Consider the following 21,412-nt stretch of genomic DNA (forward strand, 5'->3'; position numbering starts at 1 on the left):
ATGACTGACAAGACACAAAAAGATCGCGTGTGGATCTTTGACACCACCTTGCGCGACGGCGAGCAAAGCCCCGGCGCAACCATGACACATGCCGAAAAGCTCGAGATTGCCGAGCTGCTGGACGACATGGGTGTCGATATCATCGAGGCCGGTTTTCCGATTGCATCCGAGGGCGATTTCGCCGCCGTTTCCGAGATCGCCGAGCGGTCCAGAAATGCTGTGATCTGCGGGCTGGCACGCGCACAGATCGGTGACATCGACCGCTGCTGGGACGCGGTGAGACATGCGGCCAAACCGCGTATTCACACATTCATCGGCACGTCGCCGCTGCATCGGGCGATCCCGAACCTGACCATGGATGAAATGGCCGAGCGTATCCATCAAACCGTCACCCATGCCCGCAACCTCTGCGAGGATGTGCAATGGTCGCCCATGGATGCCACCCGCACCGAATGGGATTATCTTGCCCGTGTGGTGGAAATCGCGATCAAGGCCGGGGCCTCGACGATCAACATCCCCGACACGGTGGGCTATACGGCACCTGTTGAATCGGCGGATCTGATCCGCCGTCTCATCGCCGAGGTGCCCGGGGCCCATGACGTGATCTTTGCCACCCATTGCCACAATGATCTGGGCATGGCGACGGCGAATTCGCTGGCCGCCGTCGAAGGTGGCGCGCGGCAGATCGAATGCACGATCAACGGTCTGGGGGAACGCGCGGGCAACACGGCGCTTGAAGAAGTGGTCATGGCGCTGAAGGTGCGCGGCGACATCATGCCGTTCTACACCGATATCGATACCAGGAAGATCATGCATATCTCGCGGCGGGTTTCGACCGTGTCGGGTTTCCCGGTTCAGTTCAACAAGGCCATTGTCGGCAAGAACGCCTTTGCCCATGAATCCGGCATCCACCAGGATGGCATGCTGAAAAACGCCGAAACATTCGAGATCATGCGCCCCGAAGACGTGGGCCTGTCCGGCACCTCGCTGCCCTTGGGCAAGCATTCGGGTCGGGCAGCCTTGCGGGCCAAACTGGGCGAACTGGGCTATGAGGTTGGCGACAACCAGCTCAAGGATGTCTTCGTGCGCTTCAAGGAACTCGCCGACCGCAAGAAGGAAGTCTATGACGACGACATCGTCGCACTGGTCTCGGCAACGACGGATTCCGGAGCCGACAGGTTGCAGATCGTTTCGCTGAAAGTCGTTTGCGGCACCGGCGGGCCTGCCGAAGCGACGCTGGAAATGGAGATAGACGGTCGCGATGCCATCGCCACGGCATCGGGCGACGGGCCGGTCGACGCCACGTTCAAGGCAGTGCGCGCGCTGCACCCGAACGACGCCCGGCTTCAGCTTTATCAGGTCAATGCGGTGACAGAGGGGACGGATGCGCAAGCCACCGTATCGGTCAGGCTGGAAGAGGACGGGGTTATCGCCACCGGACAATCTGCCAATACGGATACCGTCGTGGCCTCAGCCATGGCCTATGTCAGCGCACTGAACCGGTTGCTGGTCAGACGCGACAAGATGGGCCCCGGCGCGGACTCGCGGGAAATCTCGTGGAAGCAACTGAACTGATGCCTAGGCGTCCTTTGCGGTGACATTCTCGGAGAAGGCCTTTTCGAAGGCCTTCTGCTTATCCGCATTGGCTTCGGTCTGATAGGTGGATTTCCACGCGTCCATGGTCATGCCGTAGAAAATCTCGCGCGCCTCGTCCTTGCCCATGTCGATGCCCTTTTCATTGGCGGCTTCCTGGTACCAACGGCTCAGGCAATTGCGACAGAACCCGGTCAGGTTCATCATGTCTATGTTCTGAACATCCGTGCGGTCTTGCATCAGATGCTGGCGCAGACGGCGGAAGGCTGCGGCTTCCAGCTCGATACGGGTTTGATCGTCCATCAGGGATTCCTTTCGCTTGTGGTGCATGATGTAGGGGCCATGCCCTCTTCTGTCACCCGGGCAATTTTCACGGCCCCCACGGTGGCACCTCAGAGCGCCGAGAGTTCCAGCGCCTGCTTCAGGGCCGGCGCAAGCCGTCTGGCCCAGTGGTTTTGCCCCTCGGTATCGGCGATCAGATCGTTGCGGATCTCGATCAGGACATTGGGTCGGCCCAACCGCGTGGCATGGCGGTGAATCGCGTCGCCGGGCAGGTGCCCCGAGTAGGGCGCGTTATCTCCGACACAAAGATCGCCCTCGGCCTGCAACAGGGTGATCAGGGGACGGGCAAGCCGATCATCCTCTGCGTAAAGCACACCAATGTCCCAAGGCCTCGGATCACGTCCGCGCAGCTGTCGCGTGAAGCTGTGCATCGACACAACCACCGTGTGCGGCAGAGCCGTCATCCGCGCAAGCTCGGCGTCATAGGGGCGATAGCACATGTCCATCCGCCTCTCGATTTCTATGTCATCTGCATGGCGGTTTGCCGGGATGATCGAGCCGTCATAAAGCTTCATCAGCAGGGTGGGATCGTCCGGGCCGCGATTGGGATCAATCACAAGGCGCGAGAAATTGGCCGCCAGAACCGGTCCGTCCAGCAACACACCCAATTCCCGAGCGACACCATAGGCCCCGGGATCATAGGCGATATGGCGCTCCATATCCGTGCGGTGCAAACCCAGATCACCGCCGGCCACATCGGGCGGGACAACATTGGTCGCGTGATCGCAGGTGATCAGCCAGGGTCCGGGGCGGGTTTCGCCGTGAAGGAAAAAAGGTGTGTATGTCATGGGATGTTCATGGCTCTCACTGCAGGTTTAGGCGAGTTGCTCAGGAATGGGAATTGGGCGATAAGCGGGAAAAGCACTGTTTGCGATAACATTGCTTCAGACATCAGAAAGGCAGACATTCAGACATGCGACGGTTGAGAAACGTCAAGATCGTGGCCACCCTCGGCCCGGCATCCGAAGCCTATGAGATGATCCGCGCGCTGCACGACGCAGGCGCAGATGTGTTTCGTTTGAACATGTCCCATGGCAGCCACGCGGATATCCGTGCCAAACATGCGATCATCCGCCAGGTGGAAAAGGATGTCGATGGCACCATCGCGATCCTTGCGGATCTGCAGGGCCCCAAGCTGCGCGTGGGAACTTTCGCCAATGAGGCTGAAGACCTGGTGGAAGGGGAAAGCTTTCGTCTGGACCTTGATCCGGCTGAGGGGGATGCCACCCGCGTCTGCCTGCCGCACCCCGAGATTTTCGCGGTTCTGGAACCGGGTGCGTCCTTGCTGGTCAATGACGGCAAGATCCGCCTTCAGGTCACTACCTGTGGCGCGGATTTTGCCGATTGCATCGTGAAGAACGGCGGAACGATCTCGAACCGCAAGGGTGTGAACGTCCCTGACGTTGTGCTGCCGCTGGCCGCCCTCAGCGAGAAGGATCGCGCCGATCTTGAGTTCGTTTGCGAGTTGGGCGTGGATTGGCTGGCTCTGTCCTTCGTGCAACGTCCCGAGGACGTGACCGAAGCGCGCGAACTGGCGCGCGGGCGCGCGGCGATTCTGTCCAAGATCGAAAAGCCGGCCGCCGTGGACCGCTTTGATGACATCCTTGCGGTGTCGGACGGAATCATGGTGGCGCGCGGCGATCTGGGTGTGGAACTGCCGGTTCAGGCGGTTCCGCCCATTCAGAAGCGGCTGACACGCAAATGCCGCGCCGCGGCCAAGCCGGTGATCGTGGCCACCCAGATGCTGGAAAGCATGATTGAAAGCCCGATGCCGACGCGGGCCGAAGTCTCGGATGTGGCAACCGCCATCTATGAGGGAACGGACGCGATCATGCTGTCGGCCGAAAGCGCTGCGGGCAAGTATCCGATCGAGGCGGTGCGCACCATGGACAAGGTGGCCATCGAAGTCGAGGCGGATCCGACCTACACCCAGATCATTGCCGCCTCGCGCAGCGTCAAGGGCCATACGATTGCCCATGCCATCGTGGCCGCCGCGCGTGAGATCGCCGAGACTACGGATATCAAGGCGATCTGCTGTTTCACCCAGTCCGGTACTACCGCTCTGTTGACCGCGCGCGAGCGTCCCGGCGTGCCGATCATCGCGCTGACGCCTCTCAAGCGCACCGCTCGACGTCTGGCGCTCAGCTGGGGATGCAACTGCGTGCTGACCGGCGAGTTGGAACGCTTCAAACTCGCCGTGGTCAGTGCCGCAAAGGCCGCGCGCGCCGAAGGCTTTGCCTCCGAAAAAGATCAGATCGTCGTGACAGCCGGGGTGCCGTTCAACGTGCCCGGCTCGACCAACATCCTGCGCGTGGCCCCGTGTGACGAACGTTTGATTTTCAACACTGATCCGGAATAACCTCGGCCTGACAAGAGTGCGGACATGGAAAGGGAACGGGATATGGATCCGGACATGGCGCTTATCTTCGGACTGATCCTGGGTGGATTGTCTGTCGTTGGCATGCTGAGCGCGATCAGCGACGGGCGCGGACCACGTGCCTCGGCCGTCAGTGTTCTGATCGCGGGGGGGCTTGTGATCTATGCGCTCACGACCAAGCCCGGCGGATATGCGATGGCCCAGATTCCGGACGTTTTTTTCAGCGTTGTGGCGCGGCTTCTGCCCTGAAGGGGCCAAGCCGGGTCGCGGTCTGATCCTGAACACGGGGCGGGCCATCTTCGTCTGGTCCGCATGCCGTGCCACTGCGCCGGTCGCAGAGGGCGGCGTGTCCGGGATTTGTGTGGCTAAACCCCCTTGCCTTAAAGCCGCGCTGCGCCTATACGCCTGCTTCCAGTTGCGCGACCGGCCAAAGTGGCATGCCGAGTCGCGCTAGAACCGATCGACCAAGGAGACGGAAATGCCCAAGATGAAGACAAAGTCGAGCGCCAAGAAGCGCTTCAAAGTCACAGCTACCGGTAAGGTGCTGTCAGGTCAGGCAGGCAAACGCCACGGCATGATCAAAAGAACCCGGAAATTCATCCGTGACGCACGCGGCACCACGACGCTCAGCGCTCCCGATGCAAAAATCGTCAAGGGCTTCATGCCCTACGACCGCTGATAGGAGGCCAGAGATATGTCCCGCGTCAAAGGTGGTACCACAACCCACGCCCGTCACAAGAAAGTCGTCAAGGCCGCAAAAGGCTATTACGGCCGTCGCAAGAATACCTTCAAGGTGGCCAAACAGGCCGTCGACAAGGCCAACCAATACGCCACGCGCGACCGTCGCACGCGCAAGCGGAACTTCCGCGCGCTGTGGATCCAGCGGATCAACGCCGCCGTGCGCAGCCATGACGAGGCGCTGACATACAGCCGCTTCATCAACGGTCTGGCGCTTGCCGGTATCGAAGTGGACCGCAAGGTTCTGGCCGATCTGGCCGTGCATGAGCCCGAAGCCTTCGGCGCGATTGTCGCGCAGGCCAAAGGCGCGCTGAGCGCATAAACCGCGCAACAGCCGAAACCGACATGAAGGTGCCCGCTACCGGGCGCCTTTTTCGTTATCGGCCTGCCGTGGCGAGCCGACCCGCGCATGGCATCTGCTGAAACATGCGGCACCCGGGACTGATATGCGCCAGGAAAGGTCAAAAGTGACTCCCCCTGTTGCGTGTCCAGGGTTAGGTTTGACAGCGTCGGATATGGAGATCCCAATGACACCACTGGCCCAGGCCGCAGCCGTTTGTGCGATCGTTCTTGGCACAGGAGCGGCCACCGTGACTGCGATAAAGGGCGATGTGGTCGAGCCCGTCATTCCCGACGCGCCTTGGGCACTCAGCACAGCCTTGGATGGGCGGACATTCTACACAGTGGATATCGTGCAACAAACCGGTGAAGTGCTGGAAGATCAGTTGATCTTCAAGGACGGCACCTTCCAATCCGCAATGTGTCAGAAATACTGTGATTTCGGCTGGACCCCGTATCAGACCTGGTCCGAGGGCGACACGGTGCATTTCACAGCCACAACCACTTGTCCGGATGCTCCGCACAGGGTTGTCTGGCACGGTGCGGTGACAGGGGACGAGGTCAGCTTTGAAGCCACATGGACCACACGCCGCTGGTACTGGACCCACCAGATCAACGCCATCGGATCCGGGTCCGTGACACCACCAGCGGGCGAGGCACCAACCGGGTGACCGCTGATCCTTTGCCGCCTGGGCGCAGCCTTTTTGCCATTGGACTGCGCGTGGTTGCGTTGCTGGGTGCCGTAGTGTTGGGCACATGGGCCGCGCATGCGCTGAAAGAGGCGCTGGATCTCCAGATCATGCCCGGAAACGAACAGAAGGTGCACAGCATGCTGATGGTCGCCATTGCGGCCTATGTTTTGTTGCTGGCCATGCCGTTCGTGCCGGGGGCCGAGGTCGGCCTTGCCATGCTGACCGCCTTTGGTGCCGCGATTGTGCCCCTGGTCTATGGCGCTACGGTGCTGGCGATGCTTCTGGCCTATGCCATCGGAAGCCTTTTGCCGGTCACCGTATTGGCACGGATATTGCGGTTCTTCAGGATGCGCCGCGCCTCTGATCTGGTGACCCGCGCCGCGGAACTCGAGCGCGAAGACAGGCTCAACCTGCTTCTGGAAAGCGCCCCGCCCCGTGCGCTGTCCCTGGTGCTGCGCCACCGGTACGTGGCGTTGGCTCTGGCCATCAATGTGCCGGGAAATTCGATTGTCGGGGGGGGTGGTGGCATCATGATCCTGGCCGGCCTCAGCGGGCTTTTTGCGCCGCTGCCGACCTTTCTTGCGATTGCCATCGGCGTGTCGCCGATTCCCTTGGTGATCTTCGTGTTGGGAGCCTAGTCGGGAGGCCTAGTCGGAGGGCAAGCGTTTTTGCGATATCGCCGCCAAAGCGCCGATGAGCAGAATGCCGGAGGCCGCCAGAAGGCTGGCACCGATATCGCCCGTCGCATCCCCGATCAGGCCAGCGCCCACCGGCCCCAGGGTCTGGGCCACGGCAAAGGTCACCGTGAACAGGCTGATCGCGGCACCCCAACTTTCCTGCGGCAGGTTCTGGCGGGTGAAATTGGTGATTGCACCCGGAGCCATGAAGACGGACAGCCCGAAAACGATCGCCGAGATGATCAACCCCACAGGGCCGGGCCACAACACCGGCAGGCTGGATCCGATGGCGATATTCACCAGGATCAACGCGAGGGGTACGCCATTGGCGAAGCGCGCGAACACCCCTCGCCAGAGGAAGGGAGAGGCTGAAATGCACAGCCCCACCAAGGTCCAGACACCGGCAATCTGCCACGCTGGCGCGTCCTGCGCAGTCATCCAGGCCGCGATGAAGGTCAGGTAGACGATGTATCCAAGACCGAACCCGGCATAGCCGCCGAATTCTCCCAGCATCCGGCGCAAAGGCACCGGGGCCGGGCGCGGAGCGCCCCCGGTGGCCGGGCGCAATTGCCGTGCAGCCCACAGGGAAAAGGGGCAGAAGGCAAAACTGACCACACCGATCACGATCCAGCCCCAGGCCCAGGCGGAGGTGCCATAAAGCGCCAGCACCAAAGGCAGGCTCAGGCCGCTCAGCACGATGCCCATGCCGCCGCCCACGCCGAAATAGATGGCGATCGACAAGGCATTGCGGCGCGGGTTGTCGGTGAACAGCGCCGCAGCCAGTGCCCCGCCGGTCGCAAAGCTCATCGCGCCCAGAAGCCCGGCCGCAAAGCGCCAGAGGGATTGCGCCCAAAGCGCCTCGTTCAGACCCGTGGCGAACAAGGTGATCGCCGTGGTCCAGACCCCGAAGGCAAACAGCGGCGCGGGCGGCAGCCGTCGCAGCAACACCAGCGTCAGCACAGCCCCCACCACATATCCCAGCGCATTTGCCGTGTTCAGCCACCCGGCCTGCGTATAGCTCCAGCCCAGTTCGGCACGCATGGCAGGCAACAGCAATCCGTAGGCAAAGCGCGCAAAGCCGTTGGTGACGCAGACACCCAGCGTCAGCCCGGCCAGGATCAGCCAGTTGCGAGTCGCGGGGTTCACCTAGAGGCTTGCGTAGACGGCAGTTTCATAAGCCTGATAGGTCTTCACCAGGGGCGATTCGAGGAAGGGCAGGCTTTGGGTCATGATCACGGCGCAAATGTCGCGTGTCGGGTCGATCCAGTAATGGGTGTTGCACACGCCCGCCCAGCTGAGAGATCCTGCGCTGCGTGCGCCCGGCTGGTCCACCTCGTTGCGCACGAAGGCAAAGGAATGGGTCGCCCTGGTGCCGCCGTAAAGCTCGACGTCAGCCGACAGGGGCGGCGCGACGGTGATCATTTTTTCCACTTCAAGGCCTCGCATCTGGTCGGCGCACATCTCAGCCATGGCCGCTTCTGACAGCACCCGGTTGCCGTCCAGCTGGCCCTTGTTCAGCACCATGCGCAGGAAACGCATGTAATCCGGCGCGGTGGAATAAAGCGCATGTCCCATCCCATAGACTTCGGGGTTTGCGGGCGGAGCAAGCGGATAGATGTCAAAGCCGCCGTCTTCATTGCGCATCGACACCTCCGACAAGCGGTCCGTCAGGCTGTCGGGTTCAAAGACGGTGTCCGGCATGCCAAGCGGTTCAAAGATTTCCTCGCGGCAGAACGCGTCTATGCGCCGCCCGTCTATGGCCTCGACCATCTGGCCCAGCCAATCGATGCTGGGGCCATAGCCCCAGCGCGTGCCCGGATCGCTGGTCAGGGGATACATCAGCGAGGATTTCAGCCCCGACAATACCGTCGGGTGGTTTGTGTGCTGAAGATATCTTGGCACATCGGCATTCCAGAATTCGTATTCCATGCCGCTGGTATGGGTGGCCAGATGCCGGGTGGTGGCAACGGTCTTGGGGGCGCGCAGGATCGGCTCATCGCCATTCCAGCCGTCGAGAACCTGAAGCGTGTTCCACTCGGGCAGCACATCTGCCACCGGCGTGTCCATGGACAGCTTGCCGCGATCAATCAGGATCATTGCGGCAAGCGAGCCTATGGCTTTGGTCATGGAAAAGATCCGGAAAGCCGTGCCTTCGTCAGCCATGCGGCCCGCGGTTTCGCCCGCCGCCCCGGAATAGGTTATTCCTGCCGCATTGCCTGTCATGGCGACAACAAAGGGCACGTCCTGTGCTGCGACCGCCGCCTCAAGCACCTTGTCTAGGTTTGACATGTCGTTCCTCCCGGTTCTGATTTGCCTGTTCAGACCCTATCTGCGGATTCTGCGATCTGTCCATCACATCGTCTGGCGGCTTGCAATCGCGCAGCTTGGCAGCTAGCAGGGCAGGGCTTTAATTCGGGGATCATTCATGGACGATCTGAAAGCCAAATATCTGGGTCTGATTGCCGATGCGGCGGACGAAGCCGCACTGGAAGACCTGCGTGTGCAGGCGGTTGGCAAAAAGGGCGAGATCAGCCTGAAAATGCGGGAACTGGGAAAGATGTCTCCCGAGGAACGCCAGGTTGCCGGTCCGGCTCTGAATGCGCTCAAGGACGAGATCAACTCGGCGCTTGCCGCCAAGAAATCCGCGCTGGGCGATGCCGCCCTGGATGAGAGGTTGCGCACCGAATGGCTGGACGTGACGCTGCCTGCGCGCACGCGGCGCGTCGGAAGCCTGCATCCGATCAGCCAGGTCTCGGAAGAGGTCACGGCGATTTTCGCCGAGATGGGATTTTCGGTTGCGGAAGGTCCGCGCATCGACACCGACTGGTATAATTTCGACGCGTTGAACATTCCCGGCCATCACCCGGCGCGTGCCGAGATGGACACGTTCTACATGCACCGCGCCGATGGTGATGCGCGCCCGCCCCATGTTCTGCGCACCCATACCTCGCCGGTTCAGATCCGCTCGATGGAAGCCATGGGCGCGCCCTTGCGCATCATTTGCCCCGGCGGGGTCTATCGCGCGGATTATGACCAGACGCACACGCCGATGTTCCATCAGGTCGAAGGGCTGGCGCTGGACACCGATATCTCGATGGCGAACCTGAAATGGGTGCTGGAAGAGTTCGTGAAAGCCTATTTCGAGGTCGACGACGTCGAGCTGCGCTTCCGCGCCTCGCATTTCCCCTTCACCGAGCCGTCCGCCGAAGTCGACATCCGCTGCTCGTGGGAAGGCGGTCAGCTGAAGGTGGGCGAGGGAGATGATTGGCTGGAAATCCTGGGCTCGGGCATGGTGCACCCATCGGTCATTGCCGCGGGCGGTATCGACCCGGATGTCTATCAGGGCTTTGCCTTTGGTATGGGCATCGATCGGATCGCCATGCTGAAATACGGCATCCCCGACCTGCGCGCGTTTTTCGACAGTGACCTGAGGTGGCTGCGCCATTACGGATTTGCGGCTTTGGATATGCCCAATCTGCATGGCGGGCTGTCGCGCTAGGACCTACAGCGATTCTGGCTTGGAGCGTCGCTGGCAAGTGGAGTAGCATTCCTTCAGACTGGCCCTGTCAGGGCCCCCCGGTAAGGACATGCCATGACATTTGTTGCCCCGCTCCACTCCCCCCTGTTGGATCATTGTCCCGAAGGATTGCCGTCTGAAGCCTATTACGATCCCGACTGGTTTGCGCGCGAGCAAAAGAACATCTGGGCAAAAAGCTGGATCTGTGTCGGGCGATATGACCAGCTTGAACCGGGAACCATGCGCCGCATCGAACTGGCCGGAGACCCTGTGATTCTGGTGCGGGGGGCGGATGGAAGCCTTTCGGCATTTCACAACACGTGTCGTCACCGTGGTGCCGAACTCTGTGCGCAGAATGAACAGAGCTTTAACGGGCGGCTGATCACCTGCCCCTATCACGCCTGGGCCTATGACCTGCGGGGCCAGCTTGTCTCGACCGGGCATGCCACGCCGACCGATGATTTCGACAAACGTGATCATGGGCTGTTTCCGGTTCATCTCAGGGACTGGAACGGGTTCGTGTATCTCTGTCTGGCCGACACGCCCCTGGCCTTTGAACCGGATATGGGCGAGGGCGCGCTTGACAACTGGCCGATGCGCGATCTTGTGCCGGGCCATGTGGTCGAGACCGAACTGGCCTGCAACTGGAAGATATTCTGGGAAAACTACAACGAATGCCTGCACTGCCCCGGCATTCATCCCGAACTCAGCGATCTGGTGCCGGTCTATCGCAAGGGCATCATGTCACCGCCCGAGGCACCGGGCTGGTCTCCGGGCGATCCTGCCGGGCATAGCCTCAAAGAGGGGGCGCGGACCTGGTCGGTGACGGGCCAGCCCTGTGGTCCGGAGTTTCCGAACCTGACACAGGCCGAGCGCGATACCGCGCATAATTTCGTGACGGTCTACCCGTCGATGTTTGTCGTTGCGCATGTCGATTACGTCCGCTCGGTCCGGCTGATCCCGCTTGGCCCCGAGCGCACACGGCTGCGCGCGGAATGGCTGTTCCTGCCCGAAACGCTGGCCCAGCCCGGTTTCGATCTGACGTCCGTCACGGACTTTGCGCAAACTGTGCTGTTTCAGGATGGTGCGGCCTGTGAAATGAACCAGCGCGGTTTGCGCTCATCAAAGTTCACGACCGCCCGGTTGATGCCACAGGAGTTCGAAATCCACGGCTTTCACAAGTGGATCATGGCGCGGATGATTCAGGGCTGATGCCATCTGCATCTGATTTCATCCCGAATCGCGATGTTGCGCGCCGAAATCGCCGCAAGCGCAGCTATTTTTGCGACAGACCGGGTGATTTCCGATAGGCTGACCCGAAAGGAGCTTCCCGCTTGTCCCTGATACAACTTACCTATGCCTCTCATCCGTTCGGGTTCGACGATCCGATGCTGTCCGGAATTTTGCTGGATGCGCGCCGCTGCAACGCGCGCGACGGCGTGACCGGGGCGCTGATCGTGCGACAGGACATCTATCTTCAGTTGCTTGAAGGGCCGGCAAAGCTGGTCGAGGCGACCTATCAACGTATCCGGCGCGATGATCGCCATACGGACATCCGCGCCGTGCGCCGGAGCGACATCAAGGAGCGGCTGTTTCCCGAATGGGCCATGCGCGATGATCCCGCACGATCCTGGATGTGGTCGCGTGAGATGGTCGCCCAGGGCAAAGCCGAGGCGGCATCGGCCGAAGACGTGCTGGCCATCTTCAAACGATTGCGTCTGACGCTTCCTGTTTAGGCGCGGCGCAGGCGTTCAGAGCTTTCAAACCCATGCTTGCGGCCTATCTCCCGTTGTGGAGGTGGCGGATGACCAAATGGCTGGTGGCTGGAATGATCGGCTTGATCGTCGTCGCCCACGTGTTTTTGTGGCGTTCGGCCATGCCGACCGAGGCGAAACTGACCTTCACGACCCTCAATGCCATCGGCTGGACCATCGTGTTCGCGCCGATCTTTCTGGTGAACCGCTGGCTTGACTCCACCAGGAGGCGCAATCGCGAGGAGTGATCGGCCTTCGGCCTGCGGATTGCACAGCGGACCCCGGCTTTGTTCGGACAGGTTGGGTCGCGCCAACTTACCGCCTGAAACAGATGAACAGGCGATCACTTGAAAATGCGATGCTTCCCGCCACCTCTGCGCGCGGCCTTCGTGCTGCGCGAGGTCGCGGACGCGGTTCACCTGCACGGCCGGGCCCATTCCCGCGCCCTTGTGTGCTTGAACCTTGGCGCAATCTTTGCCATTGCCTCTGTGCGACAGTTCAAACCAAAGGCCGCGCCGATGAAGTTCACGTTTTCCTGGCTGAAAGACCATCTCGATACGACCGCAAGCGTCGATGAGATTGCCGAGGCATTGACCGATCTGGGACTCGAGGTCGAAGAGATCTCGAACCCCGCCGCGCGTCTTTCAGAATTTGTCATCGGCAAGGTGCTGAGCGCCGAACCGCATCCGGATGCGGACCGTTTGCGCGTCTGCCAGGTCGCAACCGATGAAGGCACCAAGCAGATCATCTGCGGTGCGCCCAATGCGCGCGCAGGCATTACCGTGGTCGTGGCCAAGCCGGGCGTTTACGTGCCGGGCATTGATACCACCATTGGCGTGGGCAAGATCCGCGGCATCGAAAGCTTTGGCATGATGGCTTCCGAACGCGAGATGGAGCTGTCCGAGGAACATGACGGCATCATCGAACTGCCCTCGGGCGAGGTCGGCGATCGGTTCATCGACTGGCTGGCGGAAAATGATCCGTCCAAGGTGGACCCGGTGATCGAGATTGCGATCACCCCCAACCGCCCCGATGCGCTGGCCGTGGCAGGGATCGCGCGGGATCTGGCGGCACGCGGCCTGGGCCGGCTGAAACCGGTCGAGATCACGCCGGTCCCCGGCAGCTTCGCCTGCCCGATTTCGGTGCAGATCGACGAGGATACGCTGGATGGCTGCCCCCTGTTCGCGGGCCGTGTGATCCGGGGTGTGAAGAACGGGCATTCTCCGCAGTGGCTGCAGGATCAACTGCGCGCGATCGGGTTGCGGCCGATCTCGGCGCTGGTCGATATCACCAACTTCTTCACCTATGATCAGAACCGCCCCCTGCACGTGTTTGACGCGGACAAGGTCAAGGGCGGGCTGCGCATCCACCGCGCGTTGGGTGGGGAGACCCTTCTGGCTCTGGATGACAAGGAATACACGTTCCAGCCCGGAATGATGGTGATCTCGGATGAGAGCGGACCCGAAAGCATCGCCGGTATCATGGGGGGCGATCCCACCGGGGTCAGCGACGAGACGGTCAACGTCTTCCTCGAAAGCGCCTATTGGGATCATGTCCAGATCGCATTGGCCGGGCGCGCGCTCAGGATCAATTCCGACGCGCGCTACCGGTTCGAGCGCGGCGTGGATCCCGAGTTCACATTGCCCGGACTGGAAGCGGCAACCCAGATGATCCTTGATCTGTGCGGCGGCGAAGCATCCGAGGTCGTGATCGCCGGTGCGGTGCCCGATCACGCCCGTGCTTTCAAACTGGACCCGGCGCGGGTGCAATCCCTTGTCGGCATGGATATTCCCGAAAGCGAACAGCGCCAGACGCTCACGGCGCTGGGCTTTCGGCTGGAAGGCTCGCTTGCCCATGTGCCAAGCTGGCGGCCGGACGTGCAGGGCGACGCGGATCTGGTCGAGGAAGTCGCGCGCATCGCATCGCTGACCAAGCTGAAAGGCCGCCCGCTGCCGCGGCTGACCGATGGCGTGCCCAAACCGGTCATGACGCCCAAACAACTGCGCGAGGCGGCAGCGCGCCGGACCTGTGCGGCGCTGGGATATAATGAATGCGTGACCTATTCCTTCATCGATCAGGCCTCGGCTGCTCTGTTTGGCGGCGGTGATGATGCGACGATGCTGGAAAACCCGATCTCGTCCGAGATGAGCCATATGCGCCCGGCTCTGTTGCCGGGTCTCTTGCAGGCGGCGGCCCGCAACCAGGCGCGGGGATTCATGGATCTGGCCCTGTTCGAAGTCGGTCCTGCCTTCCATGGCGGCGAGCCGGGCGAACAGCATAATCTCGTGACCGGCCTGCTGGTGGGGCGCACCGCTGCCAAGGATGTGCACGGATCATCGCGCGGTGTGGATGTGTTTGACGTCAAGGCGGATGCCGAAGCGGTTCTGGCCGCCATCGGCGCACCTGCCAAGGTGCAGATCCTGCGCGACGCCGAAGCATGGTGGCACCCGGGGCGTCACGGCAAGATCTGCCTTGGCCCCAAGAAGGTGCTTGGCATTTTCGGTGAGTTGCACCCGAAGATCCTGAGCGCGATGGACATCAAAGGGCCCGCCATGGCCTTTACCATCTGGCCAGACGAAGTGCCGATGCCGCGCAAATCCGGTGCCACGCGCCCCGCGCTCGACATCAGCGATCTGCAGGCGGTGGAACGCGACTTCGCCTTTGTGGTGGATGCCGGTGTCGAGGCGCTGACGCTGGTGAATGCCGCCGCAGGGGCCGACAAGGCGCTGATCGAGGACGTGCGCGTGTTTGACGAATTCATTGGCGGCAGTCTGGGAAAGGGCAAGAAATCCATCGCCGTGACCGTGCGTCTGCAACCCCGTGATGCCACCTTGAAAGAGGCCGATATCGAAGCTGTGAGCGCAAAGATCGTCGACAAGGTGGCCAAGGCCACGGGCGGTACGCTCAGAGGCTGAGCGAAGGGTTTTCCGGTCGCGCCCACCTCGGTTTGAACATGCAGGAAGGACGAAAGATGACACTCAGCGTATATCTCTCAGGAGAAATTCACACGGATTGGCGTGAGCAGATCATTGAAGGCGCCAAGGGGCTGGATGTCACCTTCAACAGCCCTGTGACGGATCACGAGGCCAGTGATGATTGCGGTGTCACCATTCTGGGGCAGGAACCCGACAAGTTCTGGCATGACCACAAGGGCGCGATGGTCAACGCGATCCGCACACGCAAGGGGCTGTCGGATGCCGATATCGTCGTGGTCCGTTTCGGCGACAAGTACAAGCAGTGGAATGCCGCATTCGACGCGGGCTATGCCGCTGCGCTTGGAAAATCGCTGATCGTGCTCAATCCGCCCGAGCATCAGCATGCGCTCAAGGAAGTGCATGCCGCCGCATTGGCCGTGGCTCAGGAGCCGGCACAGGTGGTGCAGGTTCTGCGCTATGTCCTGACCGGGCAGCTTCCCGCCTGATACCATTTGTTGTCACGAAACTCTTGCCCGATCCGCCCTGCAGGCCCTAGCGTGCAGCAGGGGACAGGGGGGCTGAGGACATGGCATTCGACTATGTGATTGTCGGCGGAGGATCGTCGGGCTGTGTGATGGCCGCGCGTCTGAGCGAGGATCCGACGGTCAGCGTCTGCCTGATCGAAGCAGGCGGCAGCGGTCGTGACCTGTTCATCCGTGCGCCGGCTCTGGTGGCGGGCATGATCTCGGGGCGACCCAAGATCAACAACTGGGCCTTTCACACCGAACCCCAACCGGGGCTGAACGGGCGGCGCGGGTTTCAGCCACGCGGCAAGGCGCTGGGCGGCTCCAGTGCGATCAACGCGATGCTCTATGTGCGCGGACATCCGTCGGATTATGACGAATGGGCCAATCTTGGCTGCGATGGGTGGGACTGGCAGAGCGTTCTGCCCTATTTCAAAGCCTCTGAAGGCAATGTGCGGGGGGGCGATGCGCTGCATGGCGATGATGGCCCCTTGCAGGTGGCCGAACAATCCGAGCCCCGCCCGATCACCCATGCATTTGTCGAGGCCGCGACCCGGCAGCAGATCCGCCAGACCACGGATTTCAATGGCCCCGAACAAGAGGGGGTGGGTCTTTATCAGGTGACCCAATTCCACAAGGGTGCCCGCAAAGGCGAAAGATGTTCTGCGGCCGAGGCTTATCTTTTTGGGGCAATGAAGCGCTCGAACCTGATGATCATGACCAAGACCCAGGCGCGCCGTGTGGTCATGGACGGCACACGCGCGACAGGCGTTGAAATCCAGCACAAGGGCAAGCGGATGATCGTCGAGGCCAACCGCGAGGTGATCCTGTCGGCCGGGGCTTTCGGTTCTCCGCATATGCTGCTGCTTTCGGGGATCGGTCCGCGCGAAGAACTGGCGGCTCACAAGATCAATGTGGTGCATGAATTGCCCGGCGTGGGGCAGAACCTGCAGGATCATCTGGACTATATCCTGACCTATCATTCGAAACGCGACGACGTTGTCGGGCTTGGACCAAAGGGGCTGGCAAACCTTGCGCGGGCCGGGTTGCGTTGGCGCAAGGATGGCTCGGGCCTGTTCGCCTCACCATTTGCCGAAGGGGGCGCGTTCCTGAAATCCGCACCGGAAGTGGACAAGCCAGATCTTCAGTTGCATTTCGTGGTGGGCATCGTGGATGACCATATGCGCAAGATTCATCTCAAGTTCGGCTATTCCTGCCATGTCTGCGTCTTGCGCCCGCACAGTCGCGGCCATGTCGGGTTGCACTCGGCGCGCCCGGACAAGCCGCCGCGCATTGATCCGGGCTATCTGTCTGATCCGCGCGATCTTGACCTGCTGATGACAGGTGCGCGCAGAATGGAGACGATCCTGCAGGGCGAACCCCTGAACCCGTGGCGCGCCAAGCGGCTTTATCCGCATGACGGCAGTGACGCCGGGCTCGAGGCCGATATCCGCAATCGCGCCGACACGATCTATCACCCGGTCGGAACCTGTGCGATGGGGCGGGATGAGATGTCCGTGACCGACCCCCGGGGGCGTGTGCACGGTGTGCAGAACCTGCGTGTTGTCGATGCCTCGCTGATGCCCCGCCTGATCGGGGGAAACACCAATGCTCCGACGATCATGATGGCCGAAAAGATCGCAGCCGGGATGCGCGGATCGACCCTTGGCCAGACCCCGGCCTAGACCTGTTCTTGCGATTGCGGGAGGCGATGGGCCTCACAGGTCTGTCCCGTCTTTGAGCGCGACAGATGCCTGTCCGCAACGCACCGCGCAGGCTCTCAAAAAAACAGTCGGCGCTGGGTTAGCTCATATGTTAACGAGTATCGGGCTGCGCATAGAACAAGAACCGCGCAGTCCGAGTAGCCAAATGTAAGGGAAATGGCATGATTCAAGAGTTCAAGGATTTTATCGCCAAAGGCAATGTCATGGACATGGCCGTCGGCATCATCATCGGTGCGGCCTTCACCGCGATCGTCACATCTCTGGTGGGTGACCTGATCAACCCGTTGATCGGACTGGTCAGCGGCGGCGTCGATTTCACCAATAACTATGCTGTTCTTGGTGGCGAAGTGCCTGCTGGAGCCAGCCTGGACGCCGCGCGCGAAGCGGGAGCGTCGATCTTTGCGTATGGGGCGTTCATCATGGCTGTGATCAACTTTCTGATCATCGCATTCGTGGTGTTCATGCTCGTCAAGATGGTTAACCGCGTGAAAGACGCGGCCCTGGCCAAGGAAGAAGCCGCCGCCGCCCCAGAAGCACCCGCCGGCCCGACCGAGCTGGATATCCTGATGGAAATCCGCGATGCGATGCAGCGTCAGAACGCATCCTGATCGCTTGAAGGCCCGTGGATGCGCGGGCCTTCTGTGACCTGACCTATCCGGTCTGAGCCGCGCGCAGATGCGCCGCGCCGCGCCGGTGTGACCGTCCCTTTTGTCAGGCCTTCAGGGCCAGAGTGGGTGACATCACGTCAATGCCAAGCGCCTTGCCGACCGCATAATAGGTCAGCTTTCCGGCATGTACGTTCAGACCGTTCAGAAGATGCGGATCTGCCTCGCAGGCCGCACGCCAGCCCTTGTCAGCCAGAGCCAGCATGAAGGGCATCGTCGCATTGCCCAAAGCAATGGTCGAGGTGCGCGCCACGGCCCCCGGCATGTTGGCCACGCAATAATGCATGATCCCATCCACCTCATAGATCGGATCGGCATGGGTGGTGGCGCGCGATGTCTCAAAGCAGCCGCCCTGATCAATCGCCACATCCACAAGCGCGGCCCCGGGCTTCATGTCCGCAAACTGCGCCCGTTTCACCAGCTTTGGCGCTTCGGCACCGGGGATCAGCACGGCACCAATGACCATATCGGCACTTCCCAGATGTTCCGCCAGCAACCCGGCCGAGGAATAGCCCGTGCGGAACTGTTGTCCGAACACATCGTCAAGATAGCGCAAGCGGGGCAGGGACCGGTCTAGAACGGCTACCTCAGCGCCCATGCCTGCCGCGATGCGCGCCGCATGGGTGCCGACCACACCGCCGCCGATCACCAGAACGCGGGCCGGGCCAACGCCGGGTACGCCGCCCATCAGAACGCCGCGCCCGCCATTGGCCTTTTGCAGCGTCCAGGCACCGACCTGCGGGGCAAGGCGGCCGGCAACCTCGGACATGGGCGCAAGAAGGGGCAGGCCGCCCTGCGCGTCGGTCACGGTTTCATAGGCAATCGCCGTGCAACCCGAGGCGATCAGGTCGCGGGTCTGCTCGGGGTCGGGGGCCAGGTGGAGATAGGTGAACAGGACCTGCCCCTCGCGCAGCATCTTGCGTTCAACGGACTGAGGCTCTTTCACCTTCACGATCATATCCGCGCTGGCAAAGATTTCCGCAGCCGTGTCGATGATCCGGGCACCAGCCTCGACATAGGCGGCATCGTCAAAGCCCGCCCCTGCCCCGGCACCGGCCTGAACAAGAACGGTATGGCCATGTGCGGTGGCTTCGCGGGCGGCGTTGGGTGTCAGGCCGACGCGGAACTCCTGGGGTTTGATCTCTGTGGGGCAACCGATTTTCATGACGCATGTCCTCCTTGGGCTGGCCCCAGCATGGCGAAATGAATGTGCAATGTGCTTGATATTGTGCACTGCAGAAGGTTGACATATTGAAAGAAAATTCGAAGTTTCTGCATTTGAACGCAAAGGATGTGCGCGTATGAGCCTTGATGCCATAGATCGTCGGATTCTGGCTGCTCTGCAGAAAAGCGGGCGGATGTCCAATGCCGAGCTGTCCGATCAGGTGAACCTCTCCCCCTCGGCCTGCCATCGGCGCGTGCAGCGGCTCGAGGCGGATGGCTATATTCGCGACTATGTGGCGCTGCTGGATGCGCGCAAGATGCGGGTGCCGACAACCGTTTTCGTCGAGATCACGTTGCAGGGTCAGACCGACGAAGTTCTGGATGCCTTCGAAAAGGCAGTGGCACGGATACCGGATGTTCTGGAATGTCACCTCATGGCGGGGGCGGCGGATTACATTCTGAAGATCGTGGCCGAGAATACCGATGATTTCGCCCGCATCCATCGCCAGCACCTGTCGCGCCTGCCCGGTGTGGCCCAGATGCAGTCGTCCTTTGCCTTGCGCACGGTATTCAAGACCACGGCCCTGCCGGTCTGAGCGCCGCCTGCCGCCCGGATCGCTTTACCGGCTTGCACAGTCCGGCCGCGTCAACGAATGTCCGGGCATGGATTGGGATTACATCATCGTCGGTGCGGGCAGCGCGGGCTGCGTTCTGGCCAAGCGGTTGGGAGAAGCGGGGCACAAGGTGCTGCTGCTCGAATTTGGCGGCGCGGACCGGTATCATTGGGTGCATATCCCGATGGGCTATCTCTATTGCATCGGCAATCCGCGCACCGACTGGATGTTTCGCACCACGGCCCAATCGGGTCTGAACGGGCGCTCTCTGCTCTATCCGCGCGGCAAGGTTCTGGGTGGGTGCTCGTCGATCAACGGGATGCTCTATATCAGGGGGCAGGCGGCGGATTACGACGGGTGGCGGCAGATGGGTCTGACCGGCTGGGGCTGGGACGACGTGCTGCCCTATTTCATGAAGTCCGAGGATTACGTCGACGGCCCATCCGAGATGCATGGTGCCGGAGGTGAGTGGCGCGTGGACAACCAGCGCCTGCACTGGGACGTTCTGGACCATTGGGCAGATGCCGCACAGGCCTGGGGTCTGCCCGCAACCAGGGATTTCAACACCGGCGACAACGAGGGTGTCGGATATTTCCGTGTGAACCAGAAGAACGGCTGGCGGATGAACACCGCCAAGGCGTTCTTGCGCACGGCCAGGGCACCGGGTCTCAAGGTCGAAACACAGGCCCTGGCCCGTCGGGTGATCATCGAGCAAGGCCGCGCGGTCGGGGTCGAATATGACCACGTCGGGAACAACCGCAAGACGGCGCGGGCAAGACGCGAGGTGATCCTCTGCGCCGGAGCGATCGGCAGCCCGCAACTGCTGCAGCTCTCCGGGATCGGCGATCCAGAACATCTGCGGGATCTGGGTATCGACGTGATCCGTGACTGTCCCGCCATCGGCCAGAACCTGCAGGATCATCTGCAACTGCGCTGCGCGTGGCGCCTGACGGGGGCAAAGACGCTCAACACCCTGGCGAATTCCTTCTGGGGCAAGGCGCGCATCGGATTGGAATACGCGCTGACGCGCTCGGGGCCGATGTCGATGTCACCCTCGCAGCTGGGGGCCTTTGCGCGCTCGTCTCAGGATGTCGACACGCCGGATCTGCAATATCATGTTCAGCCGCTGTCGCTGGATGCCTTCGGCCAGCCGCTGCATGATTTTCCCGCCATCACCGCCAGTGTGTGCAACCTGCGCCCGCAAAGCCGTGGGTCAGTGCGCATCACGTCGCGCGACCCGCGCGAGGCCCCCGACATTTCTCCGAACTACCTCGAACATCCCGCCGACCGCCGTGTCGCGGTTCAGGCCATCCGTCAGGCCCGCGCGATCATGGCGCAAGGCGCGATGCAGCGCTACGCCCCGCAAGAGATCCTGCCCGGCCCGGTGGGAGACAGCGACGAGGCGCTGACGCAGGCCGCAGGAGATATCGGCACGACGATCTTCCATCCGACCTGCACAGTGCGGATGGGCATGGATGATGGCGCTCCGCTGGACGCTGCCTTGCGACTGAAGGGGCTGGGCGGGCTGCGCGTGGTTGATGCAAGCGTGATGCCGCGCATCACCAGCGGCAACACCAACTCACCGACGATCATGATTGCCGAAAAGGCCTCGGACATGATCCTTGAGGATGCGCGCGGCTAGCATGCTTGCCACGCTCGCCGGTGCGCGCTGAACCGCGCCAGAGCGCAACCCTGCCCCTCACCGCTTGGCAATAAACCCGTGTCGCATTCGCACTTTGCGTGCCGCGCGTTGAGTGGACCGGCAATCAAAGCCGCG

General features: G+C 61.8%; 22 protein-coding genes. 17 read left to right on the plus strand and 5 right to left on the minus strand.

What is annotated here, in order from left to right; all coding sequences use genetic code 11:
* Positions 1 to 1,575 carry a 2-isopropylmalate synthase gene (locus WAO69_RS14415; protein ID WP_422180334.1) on the plus strand — a complete coding sequence of 525 codons (1,575 nt, stop codon included), beginning with the start codon at positions 1 to 3 and terminating at the stop codon, positions 1,573 to 1,575.
* Between the two features lie 3 nt (positions 1,576 to 1,578).
* Here WAO69_RS14415 and WAO69_RS14420 read toward each other — a convergent pair whose 3' ends face one another.
* Both WAO69_RS14420 and WAO69_RS14425 read right to left on the minus strand, forming a co-directional pair.
* Positions 1,579 to 1,896 (minus strand): DUF1244 domain-containing protein, encoded by a 318-nt coding sequence (locus WAO69_RS14420; protein WP_422180336.1) that lies wholly within the window; start codon positions 1,894 to 1,896, stop codon positions 1,579 to 1,581.
* 89 nt (positions 1,897 to 1,985) lie between these two features.
* Positions 1,986 to 2,723: an N-formylglutamate amidohydrolase gene (locus WAO69_RS14425; protein ID WP_422180338.1), complete on the minus strand. Its 738-nt coding sequence runs from the start codon at positions 2,721 to 2,723 to the stop codon at positions 1,986 to 1,988.
* Positions 2,724 to 2,848: 125 nt separating this feature from the next.
* On the opposite strand from WAO69_RS14425, the gene pyk reads away from it, so the two are divergent.
* From pyk to WAO69_RS14455, 6 genes are all read left to right on the plus strand, one after another.
* On the plus strand, positions 2,849 to 4,294 hold the full coding sequence (gene pyk / locus WAO69_RS14430; RefSeq protein ID WP_422180340.1) for a pyruvate kinase: 1,446 nt from the start codon (positions 2,849 to 2,851) through the stop codon (positions 4,292 to 4,294).
* Positions 4,295 to 4,318: 24 nt separating this feature from the next.
* Positions 4,319 to 4,561 (plus strand): hypothetical protein, encoded by a 243-nt coding sequence (locus WAO69_RS14435; RefSeq protein ID WP_422180342.1) that lies wholly within the window; start codon positions 4,319 to 4,321, stop codon positions 4,559 to 4,561.
* 229 nt (positions 4,562 to 4,790) lie between these two features.
* Positions 4,791 to 4,991, plus strand: coding sequence for a 50S ribosomal protein L35 (gene rpmI, locus WAO69_RS14440; RefSeq protein ID WP_422180343.1), 201 nt, complete (start codon positions 4,791 to 4,793; stop codon positions 4,989 to 4,991).
* 15 nt (positions 4,992 to 5,006) lie between these two features.
* Positions 5,007 to 5,372, plus strand: coding sequence for a 50S ribosomal protein L20 (gene rplT / locus WAO69_RS14445; protein WP_422180345.1), 366 nt, complete (start codon positions 5,007 to 5,009; stop codon positions 5,370 to 5,372).
* A 205-nt stretch (positions 5,373 to 5,577) separates the two neighbouring features.
* Entirely contained in the window at positions 5,578 to 6,060 is a 483-nt protein-coding gene (locus WAO69_RS14450) for a hypothetical protein (protein WP_422180347.1), read from the plus strand.
* Positions 6,057 to 6,719 (plus strand): hypothetical protein, encoded by a 663-nt coding sequence (locus tag WAO69_RS14455; RefSeq protein ID WP_422180349.1) that lies wholly within the window; start codon positions 6,057 to 6,059, stop codon positions 6,717 to 6,719. The genes WAO69_RS14450 and WAO69_RS14455 overlap by 4 nt, the downstream gene beginning before the upstream one ends.
* A 9-nt stretch (positions 6,720 to 6,728) precedes the next feature.
* Here the strand turns inward: WAO69_RS14455 and WAO69_RS14460 are convergent, their stop codons facing one another.
* Both WAO69_RS14460 and WAO69_RS14465 read right to left on the minus strand, forming a co-directional pair.
* The gene (locus WAO69_RS14460) at positions 6,729 to 7,904 is read right to left on the minus strand and encodes a YbfB/YjiJ family MFS transporter (RefSeq protein ID WP_422180351.1); all 1,176 of its coding nucleotides are present in this window, start codon (positions 7,902 to 7,904) and stop codon (positions 6,729 to 6,731) included.
* Positions 7,905 to 9,047 (minus strand): serine hydrolase domain-containing protein, encoded by a 1,143-nt coding sequence (locus tag WAO69_RS14465; protein WP_422180353.1) that lies wholly within the window; start codon positions 9,045 to 9,047, stop codon positions 7,905 to 7,907.
* A gap of 136 nt (positions 9,048 to 9,183) precedes the next feature.
* On the opposite strand from WAO69_RS14465, the gene pheS reads away from it, so the two are divergent.
* From pheS to mscL, 8 genes are all read left to right on the plus strand, one after another.
* A complete protein-coding gene (gene pheS, locus WAO69_RS14470) occupies positions 9,184 to 10,257 on the plus strand; it encodes a phenylalanine--tRNA ligase subunit alpha (RefSeq protein ID WP_422180355.1) in 1,074 nt (357 codons plus the stop codon).
* 93 nt (positions 10,258 to 10,350) lie between these two features.
* Complete coding sequence (locus WAO69_RS14475; protein WP_422180357.1) at positions 10,351 to 11,487, plus strand: aromatic ring-hydroxylating oxygenase subunit alpha; 1,137 nt, start codon at positions 10,351 to 10,353, stop codon at positions 11,485 to 11,487.
* Between the two features lie 122 nt (positions 11,488 to 11,609).
* Positions 11,610 to 12,011 carry a BLUF domain-containing protein gene (locus WAO69_RS14480; protein WP_422180360.1) on the plus strand — a complete coding sequence of 134 codons (402 nt, stop codon included), beginning with the start codon at positions 11,610 to 11,612 and terminating at the stop codon, positions 12,009 to 12,011.
* 68 nt (positions 12,012 to 12,079) lie between these two features.
* Positions 12,080 to 12,277, plus strand: coding sequence for a hypothetical protein (locus WAO69_RS14485; protein WP_422180362.1), 198 nt, complete (start codon positions 12,080 to 12,082; stop codon positions 12,275 to 12,277).
* Between the two features lie 270 nt (positions 12,278 to 12,547).
* Positions 12,548 to 14,944, plus strand: a complete 2,397-nt coding sequence (gene pheT, locus WAO69_RS14490) for a phenylalanine--tRNA ligase subunit beta (protein ID WP_422180446.1) — start codon at positions 12,548 to 12,550, stop codon at positions 14,942 to 14,944.
* A gap of 56 nt (positions 14,945 to 15,000) precedes the next feature.
* Positions 15,001 to 15,450 carry a YtoQ family protein gene (locus WAO69_RS14495; RefSeq protein WP_422180364.1) on the plus strand — a complete coding sequence of 150 codons (450 nt, stop codon included), beginning with the start codon at positions 15,001 to 15,003 and terminating at the stop codon, positions 15,448 to 15,450.
* An 80-nt stretch (positions 15,451 to 15,530) separates the two neighbouring features.
* Positions 15,531 to 17,153 (plus strand): GMC family oxidoreductase, encoded by a 1,623-nt coding sequence (locus WAO69_RS14500; RefSeq protein ID WP_422180366.1) that lies wholly within the window; start codon positions 15,531 to 15,533, stop codon positions 17,151 to 17,153.
* 200 nt (positions 17,154 to 17,353) lie between these two features.
* On the plus strand, positions 17,354 to 17,800 hold the full coding sequence (gene mscL / locus WAO69_RS14505; protein ID WP_422180368.1) for a large conductance mechanosensitive channel protein MscL: 447 nt from the start codon (positions 17,354 to 17,356) through the stop codon (positions 17,798 to 17,800).
* Between the two features lie 103 nt (positions 17,801 to 17,903).
* Here mscL and ald read toward each other — a convergent pair whose 3' ends face one another.
* The gene (gene ald / locus WAO69_RS14510; RefSeq protein ID WP_422180370.1) at positions 17,904 to 19,022 is read right to left on the minus strand and encodes an alanine dehydrogenase; all 1,119 of its coding nucleotides are present in this window, start codon (positions 19,020 to 19,022) and stop codon (positions 17,904 to 17,906) included.
* 136 nt (positions 19,023 to 19,158) lie between these two features.
* Between ald and WAO69_RS14515 the strand changes: the two genes are divergently transcribed.
* Together WAO69_RS14515 and WAO69_RS14520 are read left to right on the plus strand one after the other, a co-directional pair.
* Positions 19,159 to 19,617 carry an Lrp/AsnC family transcriptional regulator gene (locus tag WAO69_RS14515; RefSeq protein ID WP_422180372.1) on the plus strand — a complete coding sequence of 153 codons (459 nt, stop codon included), beginning with the start codon at positions 19,159 to 19,161 and terminating at the stop codon, positions 19,615 to 19,617.
* Positions 19,618 to 19,684: 67 nt separating this feature from the next.
* Positions 19,685 to 21,277, plus strand: coding sequence for a GMC family oxidoreductase (locus WAO69_RS14520; RefSeq protein ID WP_422180374.1), 1,593 nt, complete (start codon positions 19,685 to 19,687; stop codon positions 21,275 to 21,277).
* Positions 21,278 to 21,412 lie beyond the last annotated feature (135 nt).

This window comes from Aestuariivita sp. (genome assembly GCF_049276915.1).
Lineage (GTDB): Bacteria > Pseudomonadota > Alphaproteobacteria > Rhodobacterales > Rhodobacteraceae > Aestuariivita.